Here is a 15,120-nt window from a genome sequence, read left to right on the forward strand (position 1 = left end):
CCCATAAAAAAGCCCTGAGCCAGCCAAAGTGATTGCTTTGGCAAAGCTCAAGGCTTTTTCATATCTTTTCATTCACATGAGCTAACCCATGTGAAATTCAAACACTTATGCTTGTTCGATGTCTTTCATGGTTAATTTGATACGACCACGGTTGTCGACATCAGCAACTTGTACTTTAATCTCTTGACCTTCAGTCAATACATCTGCAACGTTGGCAATACGTTCGTTCGAGATTTGAGAGATGTGAAGCAAGCCATCAGTACCTGGAAGGATGTTTACAAACGCACCGAATTCAACGATACGAATAACCTTACCGGTATAGATTGTACCTGGTTCGATTTCAGCAGTAAGCGCCTGGATTTTCGCAACAGCAGCCATCGCAGCAGCTTTGGTTTCACCAAATACGCGAACTGTACCGTTGTCTTCAATATCAATCGCTGCTTTAGTTTCTTCAGTAATTGCACGGATGGTCGCACCACCTTTACCAATTACGTCACGAATCTTGTCAGGGTTGATGTTGATCACTTGGAATGTAGGCGCATGCATAGAAATTTCAGGACGAGCGCGTGAAATCACTTGGTTCATTGCGTTCAGGATGTGCATACGACCCGCATAAGCCTGGTTCAATGCAGCTTCCATAATTTCTTCAGTGATACCTTCGATCTTGATATCCATTTGAAGCGCAGTAATACCGTTTGCAGAACCGGCTACTTTAAAGTCCATGTCACCTAAGTGATCTTCATCACCCAAGATGTCAGAAAGAACTGCGAAACGCTCGCCTTCTTTCACTAGACCCATTGCAATACCCGCAACTGGTGCTTTAAGTGGAACACCTGCATCCATAAGTGATAATGAAGCACCACATACAGACGCCATTGAAGATGAACCGTTAGATTCAGTGATATCAGATACGATACGGATGACGTACGGGAAGCGGTCAGCTGGTGGAAGCACGGCTTGAACACCACGGCGCGCCAAACGACCATGACCGATTTCACGACGTTTAGGACCAGATTCACGACCCGTTTCACCTACAGAGTATGCAGGGAAGTTGTAGTGCAACATGAAGTTGTCAGTTTTGGTACCTGCAAGGGTATCCACCATCAACGCATCACGTGTATTACCCAAAGTCGTTGTTACCAAGGCCTGAGTTTCACCACGTGTGAATAATGCTGAACCGTGTGCACGGTCAAGAACGCCTACTTGTACATCAAGGGCACGAACTGTTTTGGTGTCACGGCCATCGATACGCGGTTTACCAGACAGGATGTTGTCACGAACAGTACGGTATTTTAAGTCTTCGAATAATTCGTTAACTTCGTCCGCAATACCCGTTTCGTCATTTTCTGGAACAAACTGTGCAACTGCTTCTGCATAAAGCGCATCAAGTGCCGCATAACGGTCTTGCTTAACTGCAATTGTGTAAGCTTCAGAGATTTTCGCTTCGAATGCTTCTTTCAATTTACCAAGAAGTTCTTCGTTTTTAACTGGAGCAACCCAAGTTGACTCAACCGCGCCTGCAGCTGCAGCAAATTCTTTGATCGCTTGGATCGCAATTTGCATTTCGTCATGACCGAAAAGTACAGCACCCAGCATTTGATCTTCTGAAAGTTCTTTCGCTTCAGATTCAACCATAAGCACTGCAGATTCAGTACCTGCAACTACCAGATCAAGGTCAGATTCTTTCAATTGTTCATAGTTCGGGTTAAGAACATATTCGCCGTTGATTAAACCAACACGCGCACCCGCGATCGGACCACGGAAAGGCGTACCAGCAATAGACAATGCAGCAGATGTACCTAACATTGCAGCAATGTCAGCATCCATGGTTTTATCAGAAGAAATAACAGTGGCTGTTACTTGAATTTCGTTGAAGTAACCTTCTGGGAACAACGGACGAATTGGACGGTCGATTAAGCGTGAAATTAAAGTTTCAGCTTCAGACGCACGGCCTTCACGTTTACCATAGCCACCTGGGATACGACCGGCAGCATATTGTTTTTCCTGATAGTTAACAGTCAGTGGGAAGAAGTCTTGACCTGCTTTTGCTTTTGGTTGAGCAACAACAGCAACAAGTACAGTTACACCGCCCATAGTGATTACAACTGTGTTTGCTTGACGTGCAACACGACCAGTTTCTAGTACAACCTGGTGTTGACCGAACTGGAATTCTTTACGAATAATATTAAACATTGACATGTATTTTTCTTTCCTGATTTTATTCTAGTGGAGACCCCTAAGGTTTGGCATTCACATCTGCTGTATAAATGACAAAGCTTAGAAGCCGACCTCACTAGACTATAAAAATGTATGAATACACTATTTTTAAACACAAAGAAGGAGCGAAACAATCGCCCCTTCCCCATTACCTAACCAAGGCCAGATATACTTTAATTTTCAGTAATATGGCATTTAACATGCAATAGTCCGAAAAAATAAGTTTAATCGAATTAACGACGTAAACCTAAAGCAGCGATCAAAGCGCTGTAACGAGTAGCATCTTTACCTTTAAGGTAGTCAAGAAGCTTACGACGTTGGTTAACCATACGGATAAGACCGCGACGGCTATGGTGGTCGTGTTTGTGTTCTTTAAAGTGACCTTGCAAATCATTGATTTGGGCAGTTAAAAGAGCTACTTGAACTTCAGGTGAACCAGTGTCGTTTTCAGCGCGAGCAAATTTAGCAACGATCTCTGCGCGATCTGCGTTTGTTAAAGCCATTCGATTTCTCCGAGATGCTTAAAAATTACATTTGATAGAAATCAATTGATTTCTCAATTGACTGCCGTGCATCACTACAGCAAGTGCGTTATTTTAAGGGAAAATTCAGGGGATTGCAAAAAGAGAAACCGCTTTTCATCTTTTTATGTCAATGCATTGAAAAACCTTCTTTTTTTATTTTCTCTCTTTAACTCTGAATTTATACATTAACCCAACCATTTCATTCTGAAAAAGCTGGAGACAAAATTGTTTTTCCAGATGAAAAAATGCGTATTTCTATTTTTCTCTCATGTATTTAAGATAAAAAAAAGCCCAAGCTGGGCTTGGGCTTTTTTGCGCTGTAGTTTCTTATGTTTTAATTATTATTCTTTTATTTATAGTCGTAATTTGCGCTTTTCGCGCTTATTGTTATAAACATTCCGTGTGTGAAGTTTTACTTCCCTATGTGGTAGATTTTGCCACAAAACATTGTGTAAAAAAGTCGACTTTATCGTATCTCTTTGTAAGTGTTTTCGTACATTGATTTAGATTTGTTATGCTTCACGTAATGCTCTATTTTATTAATAACAATAAATATCAAATACTTAAACTAAAATACAATATTGAACTGATACAAAAGCATTCAGGTTCAGCATTTTTAATTTTTACTTCTCCTGAGCAGATTAAATAGTGGCTGTTTCCGCCAATCATTTTTGTAATAAATCCCCTATTTTTGCATATAAAAAAGCCCTGTAGTCTCTCCCAAAACTACAAGGCTTAGCGGCTGTAAGTTTCCTCTTTATCCTTACTTCATTGTAAGTTCGCTGTCTTTCGACATTATTATTATATTATGGCGATTTTACCCAACTTTCCGTGTTGAGCTTTTTATGTGCAGCCATCATCTCAAAAACATTACTAAAGCTCTATGCGCCAATTTCTCGAATTAATGTAAGCAATTTCGTACAAAAAACCAGAATTATGTATTTATGGTTAACAATTTAAAAAATTATTAACTTTATCTAATACCCCGCTTTTTCTTATGGTTTTAATGGTTAAAGCTTGTACAAAAGTCTCAGAATCGGCCAGTACACTTACCACTTTTTTGGCCCGGGTAATGGCGGTATACAGTAATTCTTTACTGAGTAAATTTTTCGCCGCTTCATCCAGCACCACTGCGGTATGGGTAAATTCCGAACCTTGTGATTTATGAATGGTCAGTACAAATGCCGTTTCAATGCTTTTCGGCAAGCGGGTTGCAGGTACCCATTTTTCCAGACTCGGGAAATAAACCTCAAACTGCGACTGTCCATCGCGGTTACGCTTAAAGCAGATTCCGATATCCCCGTTCGAAAAGCCCAGTTGATAATCGTTATAAGTCATCATGACCGGACGGCCGACATACCAATCGCCCTGTTTGCTCATCTGTAGCGATAAAGCCTCCAGCAAGCGTTGTTCAATTTGCTGGTTTAGCTGGTTTAAACCGAAAGCACCATGGCGAATAGCCGCCAAAATCCGGTAATCATCAAAAATCTTGACCACCTGTGTTACCCAAAGTTCAGGTTCATCGGCCGTGAGATAACTTTTCAAAGCGTCAATATATGCCCGATAACCTAACATCAGCTTGTCGTAATAAGCTGTTCGGTCAAATTGCCTGGACAGCTGAGCAGGAAGATATTCCAGCTGAATCTGATCCTGCATTTCAGCTTGCAATGCCACTGCATGGATTTCACTGGGCGCAACCACTTGCTGTTTAAACTGTTCCAGCAATGCTGCGCTGGTTTGGACAGCTTGCTGGGTCTGAATAAATTGTGCCATTTTCCCAATTAAGGCGCCTGCTTCAAAACGGCGACTATTCACTAAATGAACGCGATTCTCAGCCAGATCCGGAACTTGCTGCAAATCAGCCAGTACGGCTCCCACGTCCACCGCAGCCAACTGGTCAGCATCGCCCAGTAAAATCAGGCGGGCCTGATCTGGCACCGCAGACAGCAACATATTGGCCAAGCTTAAGTCGAGCATGGAGGCTTCATCGACCACAATCACATCATAGGGCAAAGGCTGCTTGGCATGAAAACGCGGCTGAGAGCCGGTTCCCAGTCCTAATAAACGGTGAATGGTGATGGGATTGAGCTGCTTTAACTCATCCGTTACCAAATCTTGCAATTTTTTATCATTGAGTGAGTTTTGCAGTGCTTCTTTCATGCGCTGTGCAGCTTTACCAGTCGGGGCCGCCATCGCAATGCGGATATTCGGCATCGCCTGATTCAGCACGGCAATAATCCGGGCCAAGGTATAGGTTTTTCCGGTTCCCGGTCCGCCGGTAATAATATTCAGTGCCTGCTTCGCCACCATCTTCAAAGCCTGAACCTGATATTCATCCGTCAGTAAATCTGGATAAGCGGAAAGATCAACCGCTGGAATGGTTTGCTGTTTTAATCGTGCCACTTGCTGAGCCAGTGAATTTTCCAAAGCCCAGTAACGGTATAGATACAAATGCTGCCGATCGAAAACAAAAGGCGCGACCTGATCTTGCCTATTGTCTTGAATATTCTCAGCTGGAACCACTAAATCATGCAGTGTATCCGCCTGTTGCCGAGTTGCAGAAATACAACTGTCACCTTGTTGAATTGACTCTAGAATTTGCTGAATAATATCGCTGGTATTTTCGTCCTGTGCGGTATGACTAAACGGCTGCTGGCGAATAAACCGACTCCAAGTGCTGATCCATGCAGCGCTTTGATCATCTTTATATTGTTTATTTTCCACACAGTTATCCTCAAAGTTATCCACAACCTAATCTATTGTTTAAAAGCCATTAATTTTGACAAATCAGGCTATCTTGCTGCTTTTATCTTCAGCAAAATAGCCCAAAATAGCATCAAGCCGCAGTATAAATTCGGCCTCCGGCTTCCAGTGATAAAAGCCCTGTTCCGCCTGCCCATTCATGCCACGCAAATACAGATAACTTGCGCCGCCCAGATGCTTTTCAATCTCATAATCCTGCATTTGTACCGTTAAATAGCGATGCAGCGCCACCAGATATAAACCGGCCTGTAGCCAGTAGCTGGCTTGCGACATACTCTGCCGGATTTCCCCCTCCCGATAATGGGTTTGATCAGCACCGAGAAAGTTACTTTTATAATCGGCAATATGATAGTGCTGGCCATCAAAATACACCAAATCGATGGAGCCGGTGAGATAGCGTGCCGAATTGGCGGGGTTAAAATCCAGCATTTCAATGCCATGTTCAGCATAGAGCTGATGAATCCGTTGAATCGCCAGAACATGATCGGACAAGGACAGATAAAATGGAAATTCGGCCAGATATTCATGTTCAGCCAGCTGATTCAGCTGAAAATCCTGATGTAAAGGCGTGCTTAAAACTTGGGCCAACCATTCACTCATCCAGCCAATCAATTGTTCTTCATCGACCTGCTGAAACTCCTGTTCATATTTTGCCGAAAGTTCTAGCCACAAAGCAGGATAATCATTTTTAAAACGGCGACGGATTTCTAAAGGCCAATCCTGCTGGTCGTTGAAATCGATATGTTCAAAAATTTCATGCAGGAATGTTCCAGCCACGGTGCCCATTGGGAAATTACGTTTGATCCACGACAGCGGTTGATTCGTCACAGTTTCAATCGGCTCAACTATATGCATTTCATCTGCCGCACTCGGTATTTGCTCGGTATTCACCGCCAAGGCATCCATGGCCTGTTTACGGCTTAAATGCTGGGCCAAAGCACTGAAACTGGTTTTGGAGCGTGGATAAAAACGCTGTGCTGGAAATTCCAATGCCTGTAAAGGCAAGAGTTCCTGCTGCTTGGCTTGCAGCTTGGCCGGTCTTTCCATGAGTAATGCTTCATGAGCACTGGCAGGATGCGCAAAGTCTTGCCCGCGCCAGAAAGCCAAGCCATGATTGGACTTGCCTTCTTGATCCTGTAACAGGGCATAAACCCGATGGCTGGCTCGGGTCAGGGCCACATACCAGAGCCGATGCTGCTCTGCCACGGCACGGGCATTGTGCTGATCAATTGCGTTTTGATCGAGTAGATGCTTGTCATTCACCGCAACCACACGCTGAATATCCACTTTCCCAGTCACCGGATGCACATGCTCAACGGTGGAAAAATTCAGGGTTTTGTTCATTTCCCTAAAGTCTTTATCCGCTCCGAGCAGGAACACAATTTTAAACTCCAGCCCTTTGGACTGGTGAATGGTCATCAGTTGTACCCCTGCCTCATTCGACAGTTTGCGTTCCAGTTCCCACTCACGTTCCGCCGGAGATTGCAGCTGTTTCAGATACCAATGATAGAGCTTTTGCGCACCCTGATACTGTTCACTATGCTGACACAACAATTCTGTCAGATGACGCAGATTGACCACGCTACGTTCATTATCGCGGCTCTGGGTGGCGACCAGATTTTTCCACACCTGAAATAAATTCAGACAGTATTGCCATGCGGTTAAAAAGCCTTTTTGCAGCCACATTTCACGAATGCAGTCGAAGTCGCAAATAAACTGGCTTAAACCATCAGCCTGGGTTTCCAGCTGAATCAGTTGCTGTAAATTAAAGCCCAATAAACGGCTGAGTAAAGCCCGCTTGATTTTGCCTTCATCATAGGGATGCATGATTGCGCTGAGTACAGCACCGACATCTTTGGCAACAGCATGATCAAACACACTGCGTTTCGATGGACGATTGACCCGAATGCCTAGGCGCTCCAGTTCATACTGGGCTTTATCCAGACCGTCGTGGTTTTTCGATAAAATCGCGATGTCATTTTCAACCAGATATCTGGGACCAGTTTTTTCCGACAGATAGAGTTTTTCTTCAATGCCCTGATTGAGTAAATCACGGATTTTCCAGGCGACCTGAATCGGCTCGTCCTTTTTATCATTCAGTAATAACCAGCGCAGTGGTTGATGATTTTCACCCTCTGCATCGATGAGTGGCGGATGGGAACGCGAGCCGGCTTCCACCGGGCTATAAATCACCTCTTCACCAAAATCCATTTGCCGCTGAAACAGGGCATCGACCGCTTGTACCAAAACTTTGACCGAACGGTGATTATGGCGCAGGCTGTATTGTTGCCCCTGCTTGGACAGTACATCGGCACGGGCTTTATTATAAGTCAGCATGTCGCCCCCACGGAAACCATAAATCGCCTGTTTTGGGTCTCCGACCATGATCATGCAGCCTTGCATATAGCGCTTCTGGTCCCGCCAGATCCGCGCCAGCATATTGTCCTGATCCTGGTTGGTATCCTGAAATTCATCCACCAGAATTAAGGGATAGCGTGCCTGTACAAACTTGGCAAAACGTAGTCCCTGCTCGCCTTGCAAGGCTTCTGATAGCGTGCGAATTTGCTGGGCAAAAGTGGTTTCACTTTTCTGCTGCAGGACTTGCGGCAAGCGCTTTTTGACTTCGCGACTTAAATAAAACTTTAAATAGGCATCCAGCAGGTCCAGATCCAGGCTGAGTTTGGATAAAGCTTCACAGAAGCATTTCAGCTGCTGCATGACTGCATGCTGTTCAAACTGATGCAACACCTCTTCTGCACATTTATTCAGGACTTTTTTCGTCGCCAGATCGGTCAGATTTTTCAGAGTCTTGTCAAAATGCGGGGCAAATAAGGCATAGCAACGCTGTTCAGCCAGAGCATCAATAAAGGCCGGTAGATCATCACACAAGGTGCGTTGCATCAGGCCATCGATACGCCATTTTTTACCAATAATGGAGTGATATTGTCCATCTGCAGAGTAATAATCGCTCAAGCTCGCAATCAGGCCTAAATCCAACTGGATAAACTCATCGACCAGCTGTTCAAACTGGTTTAAATCCAGCTCGGGGGCTTGTACTTCCTGAAACTGAGCCGAGGCAAAGTTCAGACTATTTTCCACCACCGGAACATAAGCGTCCTGCGACTTCAGCTTCTGATTCAGCAGCAGATAATCCACCACATTTTGTGGCTGCAACTGAATCCATTCACGCAGCACATCATGAATCAGTTGATAGGTATAACTTTTGGCATCATCAGTGATATCGGCCCGTTCAATCTTGCCACTTTCAAAGGAAAATTCGCGTAACAGCTTCTGGCTAAAACTGTCCAGCGTACCGACAAACAGTTCATCCAGCTGGTCAATCACCAATTTTAAACGTTCACGGGCAAAATCGACGCGCGTGGCATAATCGCTTAAAACTTTCTGGAATAAAGGATCGGATTCAGCCGCGATTTTGTGCTGAATTTCAGCCTGAGTTAGCGTTTGACAGCTGTCGAAATAACGTAAAGTTTCCACCAGGCGCAGCCGAATGCGATTTTTCAACTCAGCAGCTGCTGCACGGGTAAAGGTGGTGGCAATCACCTGATTCGGCAAATACGGACCGAGAAAAATCCGCACCATCAGACTGGACAAGGTAAAAGTCTTGCCGGTACCGGCCGAAGCTTCAATCCAGTGCAACCCTTTGAACTGCATGTCGACAATCGGGTTAAAGGACATTTGAGTTAATGTTTGGGGAGAATTCATATTATTTTTTATTCTTCAATCACTTGTTGATGCAAAAATACCGGTTGATAGAGCTGATAGGAAAATTGTGCGCAGGCATCTTCCAGCAACGCCGTCGCATCCTGTTCCTGCAAAATAAACTGCCAGTCCCGATGCATTTTGGTGGCTTCATTATCGACCACAGAAAAGCCGCTAAACTTGCCATCTTCATGCCAGTCTTTATAAATCACATCCATATCATCAATACACATCTGGTTCTGCTCATTCGGCTGCCAGTCATGCTCTTTATCTTTTTCCGCAATTTTCAGTAATAATGCCGCAGGCAATACCAACGGCTGGCTTTGCCCATATTTCCAGGCCGCCAGCCAGTGATCCAGCCATTCACGTGCTTTATTCGACGTCACGCCATGACATAAAATGGTTCGGTCACTGAACACCACAATCCGCGCCAGTTTTTCGCCACCATTCCCTAGATTTAAGTAAGCCAGCCAGAGCAGATATTCCAGCCAGACTTTGGCACGGCGCTTGGCACGCGCACTTGAAGCCTCCAGACTGACCCATTTTTCTGCACTGTTTTTCGGCAATTGAATGTTCATATACACATGATCATTCACTTTCCACACCTGCTGCGTGGTTGCCGTCACTTCAGGGGCATATTTCAGCAATCGCGCTTTTAAACGTTCTTGCTCCACCACACTCATTTTCCAGCTGCTTTGTTGCAGTTTGCCAATTGGCAGCTGATCCATTAACAATTCAGCTTGCGTGGCACCGTCCTGCTTTTGCAGGAACTGGCGCACGGCATAACGTCCCAAACCATCCAACAACAAGGGTTCCTGCACCGCAGGCAGATCTTCAGGACGCAGATTTTCCACCCCTAAAGTTTTTAAATAAAGCCGCGCCGGGAAAGTGACATCCTGAATCCACTGATGACTGTCCAGTACCTGAATATCTTGCTGCAGATTTTGATACGGGGTATTGACCCAGGTTGAACGCTGTCCGGTGGCATGGCGAATCTGTCCGGCCACACAAAACCATTGATCCTGATAACGCACCGGTCGAGCCGATTCAAAGCCCAGCGGATCAAAAGGCAATAGAGGATGTACATGATACAGCGACCGAAGTTGTTCAGGTACTTCCACACCATTGATCTCTACAGTGGCAGCGGCTTGACTGTCCGCTTGTTTGCCCTGCACGATAAAGGCCAGATGTTGTACCAGTTCCTGCAACACAGTGGATGGATCTCGGACTTCGCCATCACTGATATCGAAGCCATTATAAAACAGCCACAAATTGTCCTGTGCCAACAGCAGATGATCCAAAAATGCGCCCTGATCATCTTCCAGACGCGAGCGATCACCCAATTGAGGTTTCAGTAAATCCATCAAATCAAAAGGTAAATGCTGGCTACGATTCGGGAACTTGCCGCTGTCCAGTCCCAACATCACAATCAGCTTATACGGCACAGGGCGAATCTGCCCGATCTGGCTAAAGGTAATCTGCCCGGTCGGTTCGGCATGGTCGAGCTGGGTTTCCAGCGTTTTGTTAATCTCTGCCAGCAAATAAGGCAAAGGCAAACTCAAACTGCGTAAAGCATGATGATCCTGTTCATCATAGAAACTGGCCAGGGTCAGCATTCGTTCTTGCTTTTTAATGATTTTATAAACGGTTGCCAGAGACTCGATGCCAGTTTCTTCAAACTCGGCAATATCCTGCATCAGGCGCTTGAGCCACTGCTCTACAGGGACATTTTGGCCTTGCTCATGTGCAATCATCCAGTCACGGCGTGCATCAAAATCCTGATAAATCTGAATCAGCTTGCCAATCAGTTCAAAATCGCTGGGCAGGACTTTAGCAAAACTCAGGGTACCTTGAAACAGAGTATGTTCTGGAATTGCAATCCCCAAAGCCAGACGATCCAGCGCAAATTTAAAGCTAAACCGATAGTCTTCGTCGCCTTCACACAGGCTACGCTTTAAATGCTGCGCATCCAGTCCACGCTTAAAGCCCGCATCAATCAGCAATTCCGTGATGCGTTCAATGGCATTCACATCTAGACCGTAACACTGCTGAGTCGCGCTTAAACTCAGCCAGTCGGCAAAATCCTCAATGCTGAAACGTCCCTGAATCAGTTCAATCCGGCCCAATACCGCTCGCCAGGCATTCAGCGCATCCAGCTGGGCCACACCGGCAATTTGAATGGGCAAATAGACACTATCTCGGGACAGTTGATGATGACTGCCCGCTTTTTGCTGGATCAGGTCGCGTTCACTCGGCGGCGGTGCAAATACACTGCGAATTAAAGGTTCCAATTCAGTTAAACTTGGACTAAGGACCAAAATATCACTCGGTTTGCGTGGCGCTTCTTTTGTGCCCTGTGCCAGCCAGTGAATCAGCTGTTCTTTTAAAACTTCCAGTTGGCGCAAACTGGAATGACAGACATGAATCTGAATCGAATCATCCTGTTCATCCAGCATATACTGATGCTGCTGCGGTTCAACCAGATAGAGAATATCGGACTGGATTTTCCCCAGTAAATTCTGTTTATACTCATCAATAAAGGCATCTGCCCAGACCCCATCTTCTCCGGAAGACAAGTTGGAGAGCAATGAGAAATGATCACGCGCCTGCTTACCAAATCGGGTCAATAAGGGATGACGTGACTCACGCTGCTCCGCATTGAAATTTAAAGTAAATTCTTGAAAAAACTGTTCAATATCGGCATCACCGGCTTTGGGGTTTTTGGCAATAAACCGCTCTTTTACTCTGAGGTCGTAACGTGCTTTCCAGTTCGGATCGACACTGTCGGCCCAATATTCCTGTGACGGGTTGTAGTGCAGAATATAAATATCAATGTACTGCCCCAAACGGCGTAAAAACGCCAGTTGCATCGGAGGCAAATCCAGCAAGGTAAAAATCACCAGCTGTTGCGGCAATTTTTTTAATGCCGCTTTACGAGTTTCCGGATTGTCCAAAATTTCCCAGAACATAGCATCAATACTTTGCATTTGCTCAAAGTCCTGATGAAATACTTCCTGCCATAACCAGCGCTGCCAAGCTTCCAGTTCACGTGCCTGATTCAGGGTAAATTCAGAAATGTCAGTATTGGTTTTAAAGAACATATCTTCAATTGGGAGTTCTTTATTTTGCCCCCAGGCCTGTAACCAGTTGCTTGGGCAACTGCACATCTGCAGTGGACAGTTCTTCTGACAATGTCCGCGATATTCCATGTAATGGCTAAACAGGCGCGATACCTGCTCTGCCACCCAATACAGCATGCCCTGCTTTTTCAGCTGCTTTTCGATGCCCTGTTCCAAACGGTCGGCACTGTCATAAATGCGCTGTACGATAGAATGTAAAGGATGATCCAGCTCTAAATGGTTTTGTTCACTCTGGATAAAGGCTTTCAGTGCCTGAAACACGCGCCACTTGATAATAATTCGCGGAATATTGGCTTTACGGACCTGTTCTTTTTGCTCGACCAGCACCCACTGATAAGCTGACCACTGGAAACCGCGAATCCGGTGATGAAACTGGGTATTGGCACTGATGCCTTTTTGTTCCGCCAGTTTCTGGGTCAGCCAGGCTTCTACCGCATGCGAAGGTACAATAAAATGTTGGGTTTGCAGCACCTGAAAAGGAGTGGCAGCAGGCTTATTCACGGTCGTCAGCATGGCGTGCACAAGCACATCAATACGCTGACTTTGAATCACATGAATGGCCATGACTTAGTTACCCCAATATTTTTCAAAAATGAAATGCCTACAAAAGCATAAAGATTATTTACTATACATCTGCATCTGTCTATGTCACTTTTAGGTGGATACTGAACTTAAAAATGCTTTGAAATTCACACCTTAATGATGGTTGAATGCAACAAATAACACGAAATTTAAGGTATTTACATGATGAAAATAGATAAAATTCCAGACTCAATCGATCCCAAATTAAATTTGGAAAGCATTCGAGAAGAATGCTTAGAACTTGTCAAAAAACGTGCTTACTGTTCTGCAGGAGCAGCCGTCATTCCCGTTCCATTTCTGGATGTGGTCATCGATGTCGGAATTTTGTCACAACTGATTCCGGAAGTGAATGCACGTTTTGGTTTGGCTCCAGAACAAATCAGTGTTTATGATCCAAAAACCAAACAAGTGCACTGGCAAGAACTGCGTAAACGCGGGGTAGAATTTTCCGGCTTGGTGGTGGCGCGTACTGCAGTGAAAAAATCGCTCAACAATGTGGTAGCCAAGGTCATTACCAAACAGGTGACTAAATTTATTCCCTTAGGCGGTCAGATTATTGCTGCCAGTTTAGGCTACATTGTGATGAAAAAAGTAGCAGAAGCTCACGTAGAAGAATGTTACAAAATTGCCAAAGGTATTCAACAAAAATAGAAGAACAGCTGGTGAATTCATCAGCTGCTTATCTGTTTACAGTCTATTTAATAACAATGTTGATCCTGCCGCTGAGAGTTTAATCAACTCTCAGCTGTTTTAAGATTGCTCTTAATATTTCCAGACGAGCGGTATTTTTGTCATCAGTAGCGATAATATGCCACGGTGCATAAGCGGTACTGGTTCGTTCGAACATATCCGCGGCTGCCTCTAAATAAGCATCCCATTTTTCCCGATTGCGCCAGTCCTCTTCAGTAATTTTAAAGCGCTTGTTTGGCGTCTCTTCACGGGCTTTAAAACGGGCGGCCTGTTCATCCTTGCTTATTGCCAGCCATAATTTGATCACCACGGTTTGACTATTGACCAAATCCTTTTCAAAGCGGTTAATTTCCTCATAAGCCCGCTGCCACTCGACTTCACTGGCAAAGCCTTCTACCCGTTCCACCAGCACTCGCCCATACCAGGAACGGTCAAAAATCCTGATGTCTTCATCACTTTGTAACTTGGTCCAGAAACGCCACAAGTAAGGACGCCGTAATTCAAATTGTTCCGGGGCCGCGATGGTATGAATATCATATTCTCTTGGATCCAGATTTTTAACGATGCGTTTAATCGCGCCGCCTTTCCCTGCTGCGTCCATGCCCTCAAAAACGATAATCGCTTTACGGTCGTCAAAACGTAATGCATTTGCCACTTTAACAGACAGTTCTTTCAGCTCTTTTTTATAGTCTTCATTGGTCGTGGGCTGATTTTCAGGATGCAGTAGCAACTCTGGAACAGCCGCCTGTTTCCATTCGGCTTTTGCTTCGCTCAAATGTTTTGGACAATTTTGCATAGCCGCCAAAATAATCTGTGCAAATTGCTGATCACGGGATTTTTCATCTTCACAATTAATCACTTGCCAGTCTTTAAGAAAGCGCTGACTCATTTTTTGCAAATTGTCATATTGTTTTTTATTGCGCCAGTCCAGACCATGTAATTTATGCCAGTGCACTTCACTAGGGTCCATATTGTCCAGCCGCTTTTGCAAAGATTTCCAGGACAAGTCAAACCAGACCTTCACTACATCGACATGATTGTTTTTCAAGTCCTGTTCAAAAGCCTGCATATCTTCAATATAGGCATCAAACTGGGTTTCATCGAGAGGTTTGGACACATGCAAGGCCGTGGCCAGCAAGTCGCTGTACCAGTTACCAAACCATACCATGATCTGACCTTCGGCAGGAATAAAATGCGCATAAGGCTGCCAAAAAGTCTGCTTTTGATTAAACATGTTGGGAGCATCGGCCTTAACCAGCAAATAACGCGGATCAACCCATTCACGCAGCTGCTTCACTGCCTCGCCCTTTCCGGCCAGCTCAATCCCATTGACCAGCACTAGCACGCTTTTAGCATTCTTTTGATCGCGGGTATTTTTTAAAAAGTACTGTGCTTCAATCAGATTCAGGGAAAGCTCATCTTCATCAAGTAATGAATTTTTTGTTTTTTTAAGGGTCATATTTTCCCCGTCCTCTATTCTAAAT

Annotated in this window: 7 protein-coding genes; 1 reads left to right on the forward strand and 6 read right to left on the reverse strand. The window is 44.8% G+C overall.

Features of this window, described 5'->3' with window-relative positions:
• Positions 1-105: 105 nt before the first annotated feature.
• The 5 genes from pnp to B4C48_RS09015 form a co-directional block, all read right to left on the reverse strand.
• Entirely contained in the window at positions 106-2,193 is a 2,088-nt protein-coding gene (gene pnp / locus B4C48_RS08995) for a polyribonucleotide nucleotidyltransferase (protein ID WP_291355893.1), read from the reverse strand.
• Between the two features lie 257 nt (positions 2,194-2,450).
• Positions 2,451-2,720, reverse strand: a complete 270-nt coding sequence (gene rpsO / locus B4C48_RS09000) for a 30S ribosomal protein S15 (RefSeq protein ID WP_005007057.1) — start codon at positions 2,718-2,720, stop codon at positions 2,451-2,453.
• 969 nt (positions 2,721-3,689) lie between these two features.
• A complete protein-coding gene (recD, locus tag B4C48_RS09005; protein ID WP_291355689.1) occupies positions 3,690-5,465 on the reverse strand; it encodes an exodeoxyribonuclease V subunit alpha in 1,776 nt (591 codons plus the stop codon).
• 63 nt (positions 5,466-5,528) lie between these two features.
• Positions 5,529-9,227, reverse strand: coding sequence for a UvrD-helicase domain-containing protein (locus tag B4C48_RS09010; RefSeq protein WP_291355691.1), 3,699 nt, complete (start codon positions 9,225-9,227; stop codon positions 5,529-5,531).
• 8 nt (positions 9,228-9,235) lie between these two features.
• Complete coding sequence (locus B4C48_RS09015) at positions 9,236-12,928, reverse strand: exodeoxyribonuclease V subunit gamma (protein ID WP_291355693.1); 3,693 nt, start codon at positions 12,926-12,928, stop codon at positions 9,236-9,238.
• A 183-nt stretch (positions 12,929-13,111) separates the two neighbouring features.
• Between B4C48_RS09015 and B4C48_RS09020 the strand changes: the two genes are divergently transcribed.
• Entirely contained in the window at positions 13,112-13,597 is a 486-nt protein-coding gene (locus B4C48_RS09020) for a hypothetical protein (RefSeq protein WP_291355895.1), read from the forward strand.
• Between the two features lie 79 nt (positions 13,598-13,676).
• Here the strand turns inward: B4C48_RS09020 and B4C48_RS09025 are convergent, their stop codons facing one another.
• Complete coding sequence (locus B4C48_RS09025; RefSeq protein ID WP_291355695.1) at positions 13,677-15,095, reverse strand: polyphosphate:AMP phosphotransferase; 1,419 nt, start codon at positions 15,093-15,095, stop codon at positions 13,677-13,679.
• Positions 15,096-15,120: the final 25 nt, after the last annotated feature.

The sequence above is a fragment of the Acinetobacter sp. UBA3106 genome (assembly GCA_002365595.1).
Classification (GTDB): Bacteria; Pseudomonadota; Gammaproteobacteria; order Pseudomonadales; family Moraxellaceae; genus Acinetobacter.